Annotated in this window: 16 protein-coding genes and 1 pseudogene; 5 read left to right on the forward strand and 12 right to left on the reverse strand. The window is 42.5% G+C overall.

Annotated features, from left to right (window positions below):
* Positions 1–128 precede the first annotated feature (128 nt).
* The 3 genes from CU635_RS02010 (at position 129) to CU635_RS02020 (ending at position 5,683) form a co-directional block, all read left to right on the forward strand.
* Positions 129–1,334 carry a quaternary amine ABC transporter ATP-binding protein gene (locus CU635_RS02010; protein WP_101575486.1) on the forward strand — a complete coding sequence of 402 codons (1,206 nt, stop codon included), beginning with the start codon at positions 129–131 and terminating at the stop codon, positions 1,332–1,334.
* Positions 1,335–3,065, forward strand: coding sequence for a glycine betaine ABC transporter substrate-binding protein (locus CU635_RS24040; RefSeq protein ID WP_101575487.1), 1,731 nt, complete (start codon positions 1,335–1,337; stop codon positions 3,063–3,065). It abuts the gene before it with no gap.
* Positions 3,066–3,421: 356 nt separating this feature from the next.
* Positions 3,422–5,683 carry a YhgE/Pip domain-containing protein gene (locus tag CU635_RS02020; protein WP_180956504.1) on the forward strand — a complete coding sequence of 754 codons (2,262 nt, stop codon included), beginning with the start codon at positions 3,422–3,424 and terminating at the stop codon, positions 5,681–5,683.
* 195 nt (positions 5,684–5,878) lie between these two features.
* Here CU635_RS02020 and CU635_RS02025 read toward each other — a convergent pair whose 3' ends face one another.
* The 6 genes from CU635_RS02025 to CU635_RS02050 all read right to left on the reverse strand — a co-directional run bounded on the left by CU635_RS02025 (position 5,879) and on the right by CU635_RS02050 (position 12,617).
* Entirely contained in the window at positions 5,879–6,334 is a 456-nt protein-coding gene (locus CU635_RS02025) for a DUF986 family protein (RefSeq protein ID WP_101575489.1), read from the reverse strand.
* A gap of 110 nt (positions 6,335–6,444) precedes the next feature.
* Positions 6,445–7,290, reverse strand: a complete 846-nt coding sequence (locus tag CU635_RS02030) for a PTS mannose transporter subunit IID (RefSeq protein ID WP_245917273.1) — start codon at positions 7,288–7,290, stop codon at positions 6,445–6,447.
* 39 nt (positions 7,291–7,329) lie between these two features.
* Positions 7,330–8,139: a PTS mannose/fructose/sorbose transporter subunit IIC gene (locus tag CU635_RS02035; RefSeq protein ID WP_101575491.1), complete on the reverse strand. Its 810-nt coding sequence runs from the start codon at positions 8,137–8,139 to the stop codon at positions 7,330–7,332.
* Between the two features lie 295 nt (positions 8,140–8,434).
* Positions 8,435–8,929 (reverse strand): mannose/fructose/sorbose PTS transporter subunit IIB, encoded by a 495-nt coding sequence (locus CU635_RS02040; RefSeq protein WP_101575492.1) that lies wholly within the window; start codon positions 8,927–8,929, stop codon positions 8,435–8,437.
* A 1-nt stretch (position 8,930) separates the two neighbouring features.
* On the reverse strand, positions 8,931–9,359 hold the full coding sequence (locus CU635_RS02045) for a mannose/fructose/sorbose PTS transporter subunit IIA (protein WP_101575493.1): 429 nt from the start codon (positions 9,357–9,359) through the stop codon (positions 8,931–8,933).
* A 414-nt stretch (positions 9,360–9,773) separates the two neighbouring features.
* Positions 9,774–12,617 (reverse strand): sigma-54-dependent transcriptional regulator, encoded by a 2,844-nt coding sequence (locus CU635_RS02050; RefSeq protein WP_101575494.1) that lies wholly within the window; start codon positions 12,615–12,617, stop codon positions 9,774–9,776.
* Positions 12,618–12,883: 266 nt separating this feature from the next.
* Between CU635_RS02050 and CU635_RS02055 the strand changes: the two genes are divergently transcribed.
* Both CU635_RS02055 and CU635_RS24290 read left to right on the forward strand, forming a co-directional pair.
* The gene (locus CU635_RS02055; RefSeq protein ID WP_245917267.1) at positions 12,884–13,108 is read left to right on the forward strand and encodes a hypothetical protein; all 225 of its coding nucleotides are present in this window, start codon (positions 12,884–12,886) and stop codon (positions 13,106–13,108) included.
* Positions 13,109–13,200: 92 nt separating this feature from the next.
* Positions 13,201–13,413: pseudogene (locus tag CU635_RS24290) on the forward strand (hypothetical protein); the annotation flags it as partial.
* On the opposite strand, the gene CU635_RS02065 reads toward CU635_RS24290, so the two are convergent.
* The 6 genes from CU635_RS02065 to CU635_RS02090 all read right to left on the reverse strand — a co-directional run bounded on the left by CU635_RS02065 (position 13,391) and on the right by CU635_RS02090 (position 17,548).
* Complete coding sequence (locus CU635_RS02065) at positions 13,391–13,816, reverse strand: organic hydroperoxide resistance protein (protein WP_101575495.1); 426 nt, start codon at positions 13,814–13,816, stop codon at positions 13,391–13,393. The pseudogene CU635_RS24290 and the gene CU635_RS02065 overlap by 23 nt on opposite strands.
* A gap of 181 nt (positions 13,817–13,997) precedes the next feature.
* A complete protein-coding gene (locus CU635_RS02070; protein WP_101575496.1) occupies positions 13,998–14,774 on the reverse strand; it encodes a sulfite exporter TauE/SafE family protein in 777 nt (258 codons plus the stop codon).
* A 52-nt stretch (positions 14,775–14,826) separates the two neighbouring features.
* The gene (locus CU635_RS02075) at positions 14,827–15,054 is read right to left on the reverse strand and encodes a sulfurtransferase TusA family protein (protein WP_101575497.1); all 228 of its coding nucleotides are present in this window, start codon (positions 15,052–15,054) and stop codon (positions 14,827–14,829) included.
* Between the two features lie 127 nt (positions 15,055–15,181).
* The gene (locus CU635_RS02080) at positions 15,182–16,309 is read right to left on the reverse strand and encodes an MBL fold metallo-hydrolase (protein WP_101575498.1); all 1,128 of its coding nucleotides are present in this window, start codon (positions 16,307–16,309) and stop codon (positions 15,182–15,184) included.
* 38 nt (positions 16,310–16,347) lie between these two features.
* Entirely contained in the window at positions 16,348–16,920 is a 573-nt protein-coding gene (locus tag CU635_RS02085) for a sulfurtransferase TusA family protein (RefSeq protein WP_257988115.1), read from the reverse strand.
* A gap of 148 nt (positions 16,921–17,068) precedes the next feature.
* The gene (locus CU635_RS02090; RefSeq protein ID WP_101575499.1) at positions 17,069–17,548 is read right to left on the reverse strand and encodes a DsrE/DsrF/DrsH-like family protein; all 480 of its coding nucleotides are present in this window, start codon (positions 17,546–17,548) and stop codon (positions 17,069–17,071) included.
* Between the last annotated feature and the right edge of the window lie 167 nt (positions 17,549–17,715).

Here is a 17,715-nt window from a genome sequence, read left to right on the forward strand (position 1 = left end):
ATTTAGATATAGAAGAAAGCCTTCTCTTAGGAATAAAAAATTCCACTATAACCAATCATTTAATAAATAACCCAGGTTAATTTTTAATCGATATATGCATACCGGGTAACTAGAAACGGAGGATATGAATGAAACCTAACGTAGAAGTAAGGGATGTTTCGAAGATTTTTGGGAAATCCCCAAAGGCTGCGATCGACCTTTTAAAGAAGGGGCTTTCTAAAAAGGAAATTTTACAAAAGACCGGTCAAACTGTCGGGGTAAACAAGGCTAACTTTGAGATTTATCCCGGTGAAATTTTTGTGATTATGGGATTGTCTGGTAGTGGGAAGTCCACATTAATCAGGATGTTTAACCGGCTGATCACGCCGACTTCCGGTGAAATTCTGATTGACGGCGAGGACATTCTGAAAATGAACGCCGAGCGGTTAAGGGAGACAAGACGAGAGAAGATCAGTATGGTCTTTCAAAATTTTGCTCTTTTTCCTCACAAGACGATTCTCGAAAATGCCGAATACGGGCTGGAAATTCAAAAAGTACCAGCGGCAGAACGAGCGGAAAAAGCATTAAAATCTCTGGAAGTTGTCGGATTAAAAGGCTATGAGCATCAGTATCCCGCACAGCTTAGCGGCGGAATGCAACAGCGCGTTGGATTAGCAAGGGCTCTTGCCAATGATCCGGAGATCCTGCTCATGGACGAAGCCTTCAGTGCCCTTGACCCGTTAATTCGCCGTGATATGCAGGACGAGCTTTTAGAACTGCAGGAGAATCTGAATAAAACGATTATATTTATTACTCATGATTTAGACGAAGCGTTAAGAATCGGTGATCGAATTGCCTTAATGAAAGACGGAAGTATTATTCAACTGGGTACTCCGGAAGAGATTATGATGAATCCGGCCAATGAATATGTAGAACGATTTGTAGAAGATGTTGATTTATCGAATGTTCTGACTGCTTCACATGTAATGAAAAGAGCGGAAAGAATTTCAGTCGACAGAGGCCCCCGGGTTGCTCTGCAAATTATGAAGGAGCAAGGCTACTCAAGTATTTTCGTCGTTGATAGAAAGAAAAAATTGTTGGGGGCTATTACAGCTGAACAAGCTACACAGGCCATTAAAGAAAGCCTAACCATTCAGGATGTCATGACTAAGGATATCCCTTCAGTAGATGAAAATGTTATTATCTCTACAATATTGGATGAGATCGCAACCTCAAGTTCACCACTTGCGGTTGTAGACAACGAAAACAAATTAAAGGGAATCATCATTCGTGGCAGTGTCATTGGTGCGCTTGCCGGTAATAGAGATTTCTTAAATGATATAGGAAGTGATTAAATGAATATACCACGAATTCCTTTGGGATCATGGATTGATCGGCTTGTTGATTGGATAACAGCTACCTTCGGCGGGTTGTTTGACTTTTTAACAGCTCTCATTGAAGGGACACTGGCTATATTCGTTAATGTGCTGAACGCCGGTCCCTCAATTGTCTTAATACTAATTCTGACTTTATTGGCATTATACACAAGCAGATGGACACTTGGAGTTTTTACTTTGATCAGTCTGCTGCTCATTCAGAATCTCGGTTATTGGGACGCTACAGTTGATACTCTAGCACTTGTTCTTTCATCGGGACTCATAACGATTTTGATTGGGATACCAATTGGGATTTGGGTATCACAAAGTGATACAGCAAAACAGATCGTAACACCAATATTGGATTTTATGCAGACAATGCCAGCCTTCGTCTATTTGATTCCATCCATTTTGTTTTTTGGAATTGGCGTTGTGCCAGGTATTATCGCTTCGGTTATCTTTGCAGTTGCTCCCACGATCCGATTGACGAATTTAGGCATTCGTGAAGTTCCTCGGGACTTGATTGAAGCCACGGAAGCATTTGGTTCAACAACTAGCCAAAGACTGTTGAAAGTCCAGCTTCCATTGGCTGCACCAACAATTCTTGCCGGTGTAAACCAGAGTATTATGCTCTCCCTTTCAATGGTTGTAATCGCTTCTCTAGTTGGCGCACCAGGGCTCGGTGCAGAAGTATATCGGGCAGTGACTCAGATTAAAGTGGGTCAGGGTTTCGAAGCCGGATTATCGATCGTTATTATCGCGATTATTTTGGACCGCATCTCACAAAACCTTAGAAAACCCGCCTATTCCCACATCATAAACCCGAAGATCGTATTCGGAATCATCGGTGCTGCTTTTATAATCATGTTTGCTTACTTTGGATTTTTAGAAGGAAATCGTGATGAACAAGCCGCTAATGACCATGTCGGCGCTCAGGTCGATTATCAAATCACCGGCATTGATCCCGGATCCGGATTAATGAAAGCTACGGAAAAAGCCATGGAAGATTATGATTTAGAAGATTGGACGCTTCGGGAAGGTTCGTCTGCAGCAATGACGGCTGAGTTAAAGAAAGCGTATGAAAAGGAAGAACCGATTATCATCACAGGTTGGACGCCGCACTGGATGTATCAGAAGTATGATTTGAAGTATCTGGACGATCCGAAAGGCTCCTACGGTGAAGGTGAATCGATCCATACGGTTGTAAGAAAAGGACTCGAAGAAGAGGCACCTGGGGCTTACCAAATACTTGACCAGTTTTATTGGGAACCTAGTGATATGGAAGAAGTTATGGTGGAGATTCAAGAAGGTGCTGATCCTGAAACAGCAGCTCAAAACTGGATTAATTCCCATAGCGAAGTAGTCCAAACATGGATAGAAGGCGCTCAGCAAGGCAATGGCCAAGAAATCGTTATTGTTTATGTTGCCTGGGAATCAGAAATTGCAAGTACCAATGTTATCAGTGAAGTTTTAGAACAGCAGGGATATAACGTCAACATGAAACAGGTTGAAGCAGGCCCAATGTTTGCCGGAATTGCCGATGGAAGTGCTGACGCAATGGTTGCAGCATGGTTGCCAACCACCCACGCTGATTATTTTACACGTTATGAAGATGCTTTGGTTGATCTCGGAGCGAATCTGGAAGGAACCAGGCTGGGGTTAACCGTTCCAGAATACATGGAAATAGATTCAATCGACGATTTAAAGTAATGATAGAGAAGGTATCCTTTTAAAGGATGCCTTTTTTATTTAAGTCCTCGCCTCGCATTAAATCTAGCACTGGATAAACCAAAAAGAATCGTTTTCTCTCCTCCATTTCCAAAAGAATAATTTAGAGCAATTTCACATCATTCCACTAGAATTACAAGTTATAACCTACACTAATGAGTTTAGTACTTTAGGTACTACAACTAACGGGATATCCCGCTAATACTTTATGTGTAAATTTCACTTTCGACAAAAAATTCCCTGGATTTGTATATAGTATTTGAAATATTATGATAAATACAAAAGTGAATGCATCTTCATTCATTTTATGTACAAAACCATACTTGGAGGTATTATGGATGAATGTTTTCAACTTACTTTCTGTTGAGTTTGCAAAGCTAGCAGCAAACAAGGCGCTTCTTTTTTCCATTATTGCCGCTTTACTTGTACCTGTTGCCTATGGAGGGATTCTCCTCTCTGCTGACTGGGGCCCTTATGACAATCTGTCAAACTTGCCGGTTGCCGTCGTCAATAATGATAAAGGAGCGATGTCGGAAGATGAACCGATCAACGTAGGAAGAGAATTGGTGGCGAATTTGAAAAAAGGAAAGCAGTTAGGCTGGAAATTCGTCGATTCGGCAAAAGCGATGAAAGGACTACAGAATAATGACTTCTATATCGTCATTGTGATACCCGAAGATTTTTCCCAGCGCGTGACAACCGTCCTTGATCCAAATCCCAAAAAGCTTGAACTAGAATACATCCAAAATGAAGGACTTAACTTCCTCGCCTCACAAGTTACCAGAACCGCTACTGAAAGAATTCGCGAGCAACTGGCAAATACAATCACCGAACAATACGTTACATCCGTCATGGGTGAGGTTGCCGATGGATTTGAGAAAGCAGCCGACGGATCGGCCCAGCTTGCTGACGGAACAACACAGCTTCATGACGGAACAACTGAATTACAGCAGTCCGTCACTGAAAAATCGCCAGACATCGCGAGGCTGGCCGATGGCGCGAATCAGCTTAAAGGAGGAACAGGACAGCTCGTAAATTCCCTTTCTTCCAAGCAAGCAGATATTACAAAGCTGGCAAATGGCACGAAAGAATTAAAAAATGGTACTTCCCGTCTGTTAAAAGGATTACACGATAAATCCGGTGATATTTCGCGGCTCTCTAATGGAGCAAAGGAGCTGCATAATGGTATGGTAAGCCTGAAAGGCGGAACCTCGCAAATATTAGCTGGATTGCAGCGGGCCGAGGCTGGCAGTACGAAGCTTAGAGCCGGCATCGAGGGCCGTTTAGTACCCGGCAGTGCGAAGGTAACAGATGGTGCTGTAAGGCTCGCAGATGGGGCCGTCCAATTGGAGGCAGGAATTAAGGAATATCAAAACTTTAATGTTACGACAAAACTGGATCCTAACTATCAAAAAATAGTAGAAGGGGCCGAAAAAATATTAGCAGGGGCAATTTCTGTAAGGGATGGCTCAACGCAAATCTCTAACGGACTCGCTTCTACGGCAGCTCCTGGAGCAGTAGATCTGAACGAAGGAATTAAAAAGCTGTTAGCCGGTCAAATACAGGTTGATGATGGAGCAGCGAAGCTGGAAGCAGGAGCAAAACAAATTGCTGACGGGAATGCCGCAGTTAACAATGGGTGGTCGGAACTGACAAATGGTGTGACTGCCCTGGACAAAGGGGCGGGCCAAATCTCCGATGGGAATGCTAAAGTAGACGAAGGTTGGAAAGCGCTTACAACTGGGGCGTCTAAAATCAATAACGGAATGGGCCAAGTAAGCAATGGTACCACCAGTGTGAATGAAGGCTGGGGAAAATTGGCTGATGGCACTACCAAGCTAAACGATGGAGCCGGAAAAGTGAATGATGGAACCCAGCAACTCGCTTCAGGGCTGAAGGATGGAGCAGAAAAAACGGGCAGACTGAAAACTGGAGAAGAAAATGCCGGCATGTTCGCCGCCCCGGTTGAACTGGTCAGCGATAAAATTAACGGATATGAATATTACCGTGATTCGACTGCTCCATATATACTGACACTTGGTTTGTTCTCCGGCATCTTGATCATGTCGATGTTTATTGATTTTAAAAGGCCGCCATTCGTATCTAGCGTCCGCTGGTTCGCAGTTAAATTTATGCACTTGGGCTCATTGGCCATCGTTCAAGCCATTTTACTTCTCAGTGTTGTTCTTTTAGGCCTTAAATTGCATGTGACCAACCCGATTGGATTGATTGTATTTGCGCTCATAGCCAGCGTGACGTTTTCAGCAATTGTGCTCTTCCTTGCCGCATTCGGAGGAAACATTGGCCGCTTTATCGCTTTAGTGTTCATTATCTTGCAGCTCTCCATTACCGGCGCAAACCTGCCGATCGATATGCTGCCTGAAACGTATAGAAATGTAAGCGCATACCTTCCGTTTACCTATTCAATTGCCGGGTTTAAATCAGTGATTTCTTTAAATAGTTTCGGCTCGGCACTTGTAAACGCCGGAATGCTGCTTATATTCCTTGTCATTTTTGGTTTGTTGTCATGGGTCGCAATTTTTATAAAAAAGAAATATCAACAACAAGACTCTGACATGGCAGCAGAAACGGTAGTCTAAAAATAGGGACGGACGCCAGACATGATGGCGCCGTACCGTATATTTTTATAAATGGGCAAAACTTAAATATCAATTAATTTTGTTATTTCACATATAAACTACAGTGAGTGGTGGAGGTTATCAAAAAATAATGTATTTGCAATGAATGCATTTACCAGGTTTTTTCAAAGGGATCCTGATAGAGCTTCAGTTTTTTCAATGTTCGGTGTACACTTTTAAAACTTTCTCGAGATCTTCCATGTGGGCGACTTGCAAGAGCTGGCGTTGCCGGTTCGTTTCAATCACCAAAATGCCGTCTTCTGACAGATTCATATTTTTCACGCGGTCATAATCAGAATAAAAATTTCCATAAAAATATCCCTGTTCTTTAAATCTTGCTTTTGGCGTTCGAAGCAATACGAAATAAAGAATAATCGCTGCATAACCTGCCAACAAATACGTAACCATATCATTGCCGCCGCTCACGATGTTGGAGACAACCAGAATGACCAGCAATCCTGCAAAAATAAGCTGATCCGCCAAATTGCGTTTTTTTAAAGGAACAGTAAGAATCGTCTTTCCTTTTAACATCGGAATGACGAGGGAGTCATATACAATATACGCAAGCGATAGTGCAATCAAAGCCAATAATATTCCTTCTGTGATAGACATTAACCTTACCTCCTCACTTCACATTTTAACATATAGAACGAGAATCGCAGCGATGCCGATTCTCGTTCGTTACCGTTGCCAGCCATGATGGCGTGGCATTTTTGTCCATTCTATTTAGCCAGGAATCCGCCCCAGTATCCAACAATACCAAGTGCGAAAATACCGAGTATGATCCACAATGGATTGACTTTTTTCTTCAGTAGCCACATGCATACAAAAGTTAAAAGCAACGGCAAAAGACCAGGCATTAACTGATCCAAAATACTTTGAATTGTTGTTGTTGTTACTTCACCCGTTTCAGGATTCTCAATCTCGGAAACAACTAATGGTATTTTCATGGATGTCCATTTGTTAACCAGCGCTCCCATAACGAATAGACCGAGAATCGATGCACCTTCTGTCAGCTTTTGAAGCAGGTTGCCTCCCATGTCGGAAACGACGTTGGAGCCTTTGTGGTAGCCGTAAGAGACACCCCACCATCTAACACCAAGACGAACAGCATTGAACAACACAAAGAACAAAAGCGGACCTAAAATATTGCCGGACATGGCAATCGATGCACCAAGCGCGGCAAATATCGGACGCACCGTACCCCAAAAGATCGGGTCGCCAACACCAGCAAGTGGCCCCATCAAACCTACTTTAATACCGTTGATGGCTGCATCTTCGATTTCTGCGCCATTTGCCCGCTGTTCCTCCATCGCAAGGGTCACGCCTAAAATCGGGGCTGATGCAAATGGCTGGGTATTAAAGAATTCATTATGCCTCTTCATTGCTTGCTTCCGTTCTTCGCTGCCTTCAGGATACAGGCGGCGGATCGCAGGCGCCATGGCGAAAGCGTATCCTAAAGCTTGCATCCGTTCAAAGTTCCAGGATCCTTGAAGTAAGTTGGAGCGAATGAAAACCGCACGCAAATCACGCTTTGTCAGTTTCTTTTCACCTGTATCAGGTGCCATTACATTCGTTTCAGTACTCATTTTGCGTTCCTTCCCTTCTTAGTCTAACTCATCGTCAAGATCGTCGTCATACCCTGAAGCTGCTCTGTCACTTGACGCGAATGCGACTTTATTGTATTTCGGGCTTAATTGAATATACACGATCGCCATGACTAAACCGAGTACGCCCAGGGCAACCAAGTTAAATTCGGTGTAAGCGGCAATAACAAATCCAACGAAGAAGAATGGCATCAAGTATGGTGCTTGCATCATATTGATTACCATCGCATAACCGACAACAACAATGATACCTCCGGCAACATTCAATCCGCCTGTTACAACATCCGGAATCGCATCCAACATGTTCCTGACAGCAGAAGTTCCGACCGTTACGACAACAAGGAGAGCAGGAATCGCAATACGCATCGCTTGCAAGAGCAACGCACTTATATGCAGCAAATCCATCCCTCGCAAATCTCCTTTTTCTGACATTCTATCAGCTCCATGCTGGAACCCAACAGTAATGGTACGGACCAGGATCGTCAGTACCTGACCAGCTGCAGCAAGTGGAATCGCCAGCGCGATACCTGCACCGATATCTTGCCCCCCTGCAATAACAAGGATAGTAGAAATAATCGATGCTAAAGCAGCGTCAGGCGCAACGGCTGCTCCAATGTTCATCCATCCGAGAGCAATCATTTCGAGAGTACCGCCAATGATAACGCCGGTTGTTACATCCCCTAATACCAGACCAATTAACGTACATGCAATCAGCGGACGGTGGGTCTGAAATTCATCAAGGATTGACCCCATCCCTGAAATACAAGATACGATGAAGACTAGGATAATTTGTATTACAGAAACATCCACGATTTTCCCTCCTTAGAGTAAATAATGTGAAAAGAAGTGCAGATTTTTAACCATTCTTTAAGCAGTTGACTTATCAATAGGCAGGTAAAACGGTTACAATATTTCAGTCGCTCGATATGCCGGCAACCACCTCCTTAATGAGTCTCAAGGTCATAAACCAAAGTACTCCAGAAGTCTATCGACTAACACCGTACTGGAAGCTCGTCTGTTGTCGCAAGGTAATCAGGAAACCATCAGTCACTTTGTCATCCGTATTAGCTTCATACCCGTACATGTATGCGTCCGCCCCAGGTTCTTATTTGCCAGCTTGCAGCTTGTCTAAAAGCTGAATAATTGCCACTTTATTGTCCGCGGCCACTTTGCGAATTTCCAATTCAATGTTGCGGGCGGCCAGTTCGCGAAATGCTTGAATGTCTTTTTCATCAACCGATACGGCATTGGTAATCATCGTTTTGCCTTCTTTGTAAGCAATCCCGCCGATGTTTACAGATTTAATGGGGACACCTGCATCAACCAGGCGCAGTACGTCGGCCGGGTTTGTGAACAGGAACATAACTCGGTCATTTTCATATTTCGGGTTGTTGTACACGCGAATTGCTTTGTCAATGTCCACGACACTGGCTTTTATCCCAGGAGGTGCCACTTGAGTGAGCAAGGTCTTACGGACCGTATCATTTGCCACCTCGTCACTGACTACAATAATCCGGCTAACGCGGGCCTCTTTCGTCCAAACAGTTGCCACTTGTCCGTGAATCAAACGGTCGTCAACACGTGCTAATGCGATAATCATTTTATAATTCCTCCTCTGATTCTTCAGTTATAACTAAGCTTTTTCTTAAGGACTTAACACCCATGCTACCTGCATTTAAAGCCGTGTCCACCAGCTCATCAAATCCCAGCGACGATCGCATCGCCAACGTTTCCAGAAGCATCGGAATGTTTACCCCTGCGATTACATCATAATCAGGTTTCGGCAAAGCAATTTGGCTTGCAGCATTATACGGGCTGCCACCGAATAAATCGACCATAAACAGGACGCCTTCAGCGGTATCAAGATTAGACAATTGTTCATTGAATTTTTTAATCAATGTATCTGTATTTTCACCAGGAACAAAATCGATAAAGGTTACATTTTCTTGCGGGCCGATGATCATTTCGGATGATCTTAATAATTGTTCTGCTGATGCTCCGTGTGTCCCAATGATAATGGCAGTTGTCATCGTTCGACCTCCTTTTTCATCTTTCAACAATAATACTTGCAAGATTCATGCCAACTTTCTGTATCAAATTAATACTCCTATCATTCAAGCATTCTCTTTTTATTTTGAAAATATATTGATACACTATTAATAAATCTTTAATACTCAAAAAGTGTTTTTGATGTCAACAAAAGAACACTGTCTTAAATAAGATTGATCTGGTTGATTCATTTTAAATATTGCGCTCTATTCTTTTCTTTGAATAAGCTAAAACGCCGCCCTGATTTAACCACGATTGTTTGATGATTTATGTATATGCTTAAAGTTTATTCAAAAAGCCCCTGCTCCCATTAAAATCGCCATCATTATGTATATACACAAAATAAGACTGCCAAAAAGGTCGAAACAACCTTCTGGCAGCCTTACGCTGGATATTTAAATTGCCCGTTGTCCTTCGATTTGTTTATCTACTATATCAACCAGGTAATACAGTTCATCATCTGTCAACGAAAGATTAATCTTGTCCTTAAATACTTGTGCCACCGCTTTAAAAGCTTCTTTTTTTGTTTCCTGCTCATCTGTAACGTCCGAAGTATAACTGAGGCTGTCGTGTATTACCGCACGCTCAAGTGCACATCCAATATGCAGGCTCAGATTAATTTTTGTCGCGTTACTAAAGGAAAAAGCGATGAGTTTTTCTATATTTTCTACAAATTCGAGGATCGTCCCGATCACTTTTTTTGGATTCAAATATGTTAAAAACTCATTTAAGCTTTCTTTACTCATTTCACGTACCATCACTTCCGGCCGCGGATTTGAGGGAATTAAATGGCGATTTTGGATCAAGTTCATGAATTGTGCTTCCCCGTCGCCTACAAATAGTGATTCAATCGGAATAAACGGCACATGAATTTTCGGGTCCACAATTCCGACGGTCAAAAGCACATCATAACTTTCCAAGTAGTGATCAATGCTGTGTTCAACTTCATTTATTGGCAGAGGTATGACCTTAATTTCACTTTTACCAATGTTGCGAAGCAATTGCTCTATAAATTGTTTCAGTTTCTCCGCAGTTCCTTCCCCGGTCGAGCAGACAGATAATATAGCGAGCGGCTTGTTCAGCATCAGGGTTTCCGCCTGTTCTACCTGGTAAATTCCGTAACCTTTAAAATCTTTCAGAGAGTCATAAATCTCATCCAAATCCATGGCCATGATCGTTGCTTTCCGAACAGCTTCAATCACAAGCGGCGTCGATACCATATCCAGTGTTCGAGTCTGAATACCTGTATCGTTCGTGATGACTTGGCCGAACCCTGTCAGCGAGCCCATATCGACTAGTAGCAAAACACCTTTCCCCATATCTATTTCTCTTACCCGCTCGCGCATTTCGTCCAGAATTTCTTTTGGACTAAGATCCAGCGGCATATCAATAAAGTCTATATTCGTTTCTCCAAGCAATTTTTTGACGACTGTGACCATGCTGCTTGCTGTACTGCTGCCATGCGCTGCGACAAGAATTGCTACATGCTCAGCCTTTTGATCCTTTAACAGCGAAGTAAGGATAATCGTCAAATACATAGCCTCCATCCCGGGGACAACGATATGGAATCGTTCCTCAATCAGGCTACAGATTTCCAGAGACAACTGATACTCCTTCGGCCTGTCATTGATGACATTTTCGATATTTGTATAACCCGCTAATTTTTGCGTTTTCGACCTTTTTAAAAACGAGGTGAGATGCAGACTGAAAGCAAGCAGGAAGCGCTCCGTTACCTTTTGTTTTAATCGCTTTTCAACCAGATCCTGTACTTCCTCGCTGAAAGTCAAAATGTTTTCGTCAACAATCTTTAAAATTTTCTCTCGATTGAGCGCATTGCTGGAAAATTTGTTGTAAAACTTGTTCAAGTGGATATCAATATCCAGCTTCAAAAATCGGTTGATGTCATCATCCGATACCGCTTGCTCCATCATAAATGTAACTTTATCTTCAATAATACTGTATAAATTAAAGTCCGGTTCATAAGGGTCTTCTTCAAACAGAGCTTTATTATTCCCTTCCGGATATATCATCAAATTCGGCTCCAGCATCTGGGACAACTCCTGCATTTCCTGCCGGCGCCTGCTCAGATAAAAAAGGCCATTTTTGATTTCCGGAGGCAGCCGTTTAAATTCGATTGTGATGACTTCTTCATTTAAACAACGAAGAAAGCCATTGGCGCAGACAAGCTGAATATTTGATTTCAGCTGTCCAACGTTTCCAAAAGTAGTGTTGCCAATCAATGCTTTCATAACTTCAGCATCAATTTTAATCGATTTTTGGACGCGGTTTGCCTCATTGGCCAATAAAAATTTTAAAATATCAATCTTGTCTATTGGCAGGCGTTCTTCAAAGGACGGGATGCTGATCAATATCGGGATGCGGCGGACAAAGGTTTTAAGCAAGGAAGATTCCGGGTCTTCGGTTGTCGCACCAATGATCATGACATTGGCTTTATGCTTCCGCTCCGTTTCTCCCAGGCTGCTGTATGTCCCGGTGTCCATAAAATAAAAAATCATTTCCTGGCCCTCAGGGGGAAGGCGGTGGATTTCATCGAGAAACAGGATACCTCCATCGGCCTTGGCGACCAGTCCTTCTTTATGGCTATCCGCTCCCGTGAATGCCCCTTTCACATGGCCGAACACATGGGACAGCAAAAGCTGAGGGTTATTATAATAATCTGCGCAGTTGAATACGACGAACGGGGTATCTTCCGTGTATGGGCCGGCATGTTTTGCATAGTTGAACATCATATTGGCAAATAGCGTTTTCCCAACCCCGGTCTGGCCGACAATCAATGTATGCAGGCCGTGAGGCGGATACAAAACGGCTGCTTTCGCTCTCTCCACCTGAATGCGCAAGCTCGTTTTTGACCCGATCAAATCGTCAAATGGGCTCGGTTCCTCCTCTGTATCGATTTGCGATGATGGTTTCGATTGCCCATTTCGGTAGGCCAGGATGCTTGCCATGCTTTCATACTCGTAAATATCATTCGGCAACTGAGACTGTATCAACTTTTCAATACAGTCCTTCACGAGGTAACGGACCGGGCGGCCTTTAATCTTGATAATCATATTTTGGCGCAATAGTTTGTTTAATTCCGCGCTCACATTGTTTCTGAGAATATCTAAATGATCCGCGATATCTGAAGCAGTGAACCCCTCCATACGGATAAAATCATCGAGCTTTTTACCATCAGACTGTTCGACTAAATAAGCATAAATTTTATCGATACGCTTCATAGGAAATCCCCCCTTTTTTCGAATACACTACATAAATAGTATCATGAATGTATTCGCTATCAATATTAATTTCATGTCAAGCTTGCGAACTCTTCTCAGAAAATCCAAGCAAAGTGCGCAATTGGTCATCGAGTTATTTCGGCAAAATTTCCCGTAAAAACCGCTCACATCATATACATACACCAAGATATGGATAAATTATTAAATAAAGGGGCAAGTTAATGATAAATCTGGGAAAGTCCATTAAATTCAGGAGGGTTCTTAATATGATGGAGCTTCACGAAAACATGGAATTCGAAATGAAAAGCGGCTTTATGCCAAACCTCAGCAACTCAGACAGATTAAAGATTTTAGAAGTGACACAAGGAAGCATAGTAATAAAAATGGATAATTCGAATTACCGAGGGGTTTTTCCGAGGGATAGCTTTCAATACTGGATTAAAAAAGGTTCGTTAGTACATGTAGGTGACAATAAGAGACAAAGTTCGTAGGTTGATGGCGCTGGTTAATACCAGTGTTTTTTTCTATAAGATCATTTAGTACGTTCATCTCACAAAAGAACCAGCCCGCTCCGGTGTCTCTTTCACTCATAGAAAAGAGGATCCGGGTCAATGGAGTAGCTCCAGGACCAATTTGGATCCCATTAATTCCTTCCTCATTTTCAGCAGAAGACGTCAAAACGTTCGGCACCTGCACGCCAAAAGTGCCTATAAATTGGGCTGGCCAGCCTTATGATTCAGCCATGGCAGCTGGTTTAATTTTTATTTCCAGAATTACTCTACAACCTCAAGCGTGACATCGATATTCCCTCTCGTTGCTTTTGAGTATGGGCAGAAATCATGAGCTTTATGAACAAGCTCTTCTAATTTTGCCTTATCTATATCCGTTCCTTTTACCTGCAACGTTACCGCAAGTTTGAATCCGTCATCAGCTTCGTCTTTTAACAGGCTGACATTTGCCGTCACCTCGGATTCAAAGCTGACACGTTCCTTCTTGGCCATAAATTGTAACGCTCCGTCAAAGCAGGCAGCGTACCCAGCCGCAAAAAGCTGCTCCGGATTTGATGCATCAGGTAATTGCTTCGCTCTTGGAGTCCCTGGCATGGCAAGATCTTTTTTAATATTACCATCAGACGACTCAACTCTTCCTTCCCTTCCTCCAACAGCAGTTGCCGATGATGTAAACAATGGTTCAGACATGAAATTCCCTCTCCTTCACCAAAAATTTTTTTACAGAGCCTATATAAGTGTTCTCTCAAAGCCCTGGTGTTATTTACATTCTTTACTAAAGCATTAAATCCTTTGTAAATATATTCCCGCAGAAAAAAAGCGCAAACCACATCAACCAGTTTACACTTTGATTATGATTGGATTTTACAAGTCAAACAATATCGATCCAGATCTTAAATGCGGTTGCTGCTATTAGCACAGCTAAAATTACTTGCAGGATTTTCGTATTAATTTTTTTTCCGGCCATTGCTCCGAGTGGTGCCGCGATGATACTAGCGACAACCATAATGAACGCGGGATAAAAAGCCACTTGCCCGGTTGTGATTTTTCCGGCCGTTGCCCCGATCGATGAAATAAACGTAATCGCCAACGAAGAAGCAATCGTCATTCGTGTTGGAATTTTCAAGACCACTAGCATAATGGGCACTAACAGGAACGCCCCTGCTGCACCGACAATACCTGATGCGATACCTACTATTAATGCCAAAACGGCTGCGAGTCCCTTGTTAAAATTGACGTGGTCAAGCGGAATACTATCAAGATCTTTTTTCGGTATAAACATCATAATGGCAGCTATTAGCGCCAGAATACCATAGACGATATTTATCCCGTCTTCCGGCATCATCCTGGATCCATAACCACCGACTAAACTTCCGATTAAAATGCTGGCACCCATATGCCCAATTAACGATTTATTTAAATATCCGCCTTTGCGATATGCCCAGACCCCGCCGATCGTGGCGAAAAATACTTGAATAGCACTAATTCCCGACACTTCATGAGCGCTAAATCCCGCCAGACCAAATAAAGGCGGAATGTATAAAAGCATTGGATATTTAATAATCGAACCGCCAATGCCAAGCATTCCGGAAATATAAGAACCAATGAAACCAATAAGAAAAATCGTCACTATAAAGGCAATTTCCACTCCTGATACCCCCTTCAAGAAAAGGGAACCAGCTCCTGGTTCCCTCTTTGCATTAACTCTTTTTAATCCAAAACTTGAACACTCCATTATCTTCTCTGGCCTCTAAAAGCTGATGCCCTCCTGCATTCGACCATGCAGTCAGGTCACTCTTTGCCCCTTTATCGGTCGCATGGATTTCCAATACCTGGCCAGCCGCCAACCCATCAAGAGCCTTTTTCGTTTTTACAATCGGCATTGGACAAGCCAATCCTGTTGCATCTAGAACTTTATCTGATTTCATAAGCGATCTCTCCTTAAAACTCATATCCGCGGAAAAGTATGATTTATCCGCGGAAAAGTGCCATTTATCCGCGGAAACGTGGGATTTATCCGCGGAAAAGTGGGATTTATCCGCGGAAACGTACGGTTTAACGTATCGCACAGCGGTTTGGGCCAATTTCCATTTCACGCTGCTTTTCTTCGTCCGGATGGATTTTCCCCATGTTCGTTTGGCGAATTTCTTGATAAGCATTTGGCTGAGGGGGCAGGTTTTCGGTAACTATTTTTCGAAACTCCGCTTCATCCTCAATGCTTAACCCGTGGTTTTTAGCAAACAATACTCCTAATTTTTCAGAAACACTTCCATCGGCATTCAATTCTTCGTTAACCATAAAGTGAGCTGGCAGGACAATTAATTCAGTAGATAATTCCTTATAACGCTTATAAAGTGATTCCCGTAGATCTTGCACCCAATCATCGGCCATTCCGGCGAGGTCCGGTCTCCCAATCGAATCAACGAACAAAATATCACCTGACAGCAAGAACTTTTCATCGACAATAAACGATGTCGAGCCAATGGTATGGCCTGGGGAGTACAATGCATGTATATTGATGGCCGAGTTTCCGATATTCACATGGTTGTCGCCTTCCAAAGGCTGGTATTCAAATGTGACTTCAGCTGCATCCTTTGGCGGTAACCAGTAGGTGGCATTCGTTGTTTCAGCAATGATTCTTCCGCCTGAAATATGATCCGCATGAAGATGCGTGTCAAATACATGCGTGATATGAACGCCGAGGTTTCGGGTAAAGTCTAAATACACATCTGTCATTCGGGTAGCATCAACAACGGCTGCTTCTCCGTTTGAAACAATCATATATGACAAACATCCCTTCCCGATTCGAACAAACTGATAGATCTCTCCTCCACCATTTAAATCGCCGACCTTAACGGGTTCTAAATGTTCACTCCATGCCTTCATACCACCCTTAAGGTAAAAAACTTCACGTCCAGCTTCTGATAGCATTTCAGCGATCATGATGGACGAACCTTCTTTGGAGCACACTACTAATACCTCTATGCCTGCAGGCAGCTGGTCAATTATTTTTTCAACCCCATCGAGTAGTTCAAAGTAAGGAATATTTAGGTATGCAAAATTCTCACCTTCTATTTTCCAGTCTTTAAAATCGGTTTGATTTCGAACGTCCAGTATAAATAACTTTTCTTTCTTGATCACTTTTTGTGCCACTTCTTGCGCGGTCATAATATTTACAGTCATTTCACATACTCCCACCCGTATAATTTTTGTTAAGGACTTCAGAAATTTATGCTCTTTGTGTTGCCCGTCCATTTGCTCATGCCCGGTACAACATTGACAACTTTTTTAAAACCTTTTTCCGTTAGTTTTTGTGCGGCAAAATCGCTGCGGCTTCCTGTCCGGCATACAACATAAATTTCATCATCTTTGTTTAGCTCATCTAAACGACTTTCCAAGTCCCCTAAAGGAATGGAAATAGCCTCTGGAATATGATTAAAAGCATATTCAGCCGTTTCTCTCACATCAACTACGACAATCACCGCGTCTGCCTGCAGTTTTTTCATAAGTTCTTCATTATGGGCGACAATGGGATGTTTTGCTTCGTGTGACGTCTCTTCACCTGATGATTTTCGTAAGTAGTGCTTTAACATTTCTCCTTCTTCAATCGTCCCTAAATACTGATGGCCAGCGCTCTCTGCCCATGCTCTAAGATCCGCCTTCGAGCCTTTGTCAGTTGCTTGCACTTCGAGGACTAGACCGGCTTCAAGCTGATTGATAGCTTTTTTTGTTTTTACAATAGGCATTGGACAAGCCAGCCCTTTTGCATCTAACATCATATCGGCTTTAATCATTGTTACCTCCTGCATCGTTATACCCACCGCGGTATTTAATATCATAAAATTTTTTAACTCCGTTTTTGGGGTTATGTTTTCCATCAATTCGTCCACCTTGTGCGATAATTATAAACAGCGTATTCCACCTATTACATTTGTTGTCTTCTTAAATAAACAAGTTGACATTACCTTTCTCAGCATCTCCCAAGTATGCGGCTACACCTGCATATTCGATATCATCCAACAGTTCTTCTTGTTGAAGCCCCAATAAATCCATCGTCATTGTACAAGCAACTAATTTAACATCTTGTTCTTGCGCCATTTCAATTAATTGTGGCAGCGTAAGGGCATTATGCTTATTGATTACATCCTTAATCATTTTCGGTCCAAAACCGGCAAAATTCATTTTTGAAAGTCCCATCTTATCTGCGCCTCTCGGCATCATTTTTGCAAAAATTTTTTCTATAAAACCTTTATTCACCTGAATATCTTCATCTTTACGTAAAGCATTCAATCCCCAAAACGTATGGAAAATCGTGACCTCATGGTCATATGCAGCAGCACCGTTTGCAATAATGTAAGCAGCCATTGTTTTATCGTAATCGCCACTGAACAGTACAATGGTTGTCTTTTTCTTTTCAGTCATTTTTATTCCTCCCGCAAATTCTGTTTTACCCCTATGGGTATGTTGTGATCGAAAAAAATTTTTCGCTTTCAATGATATAATAATACCCAGGTGGGTATTATATTATTGTAGAGTAGAAAACAGGAATTAGATATTGTCTTCTTGTCCTCGGGTTTCAGGGTGTTCCA

The sequence above is a fragment of the Bacillus canaveralius genome (assembly GCF_002860125.1).
GTDB classification, from domain to species: domain Bacteria; phylum Bacillota; class Bacilli; order Bacillales; family Cytobacillaceae; genus Bacillus_BJ; species Bacillus_BJ canaveralius.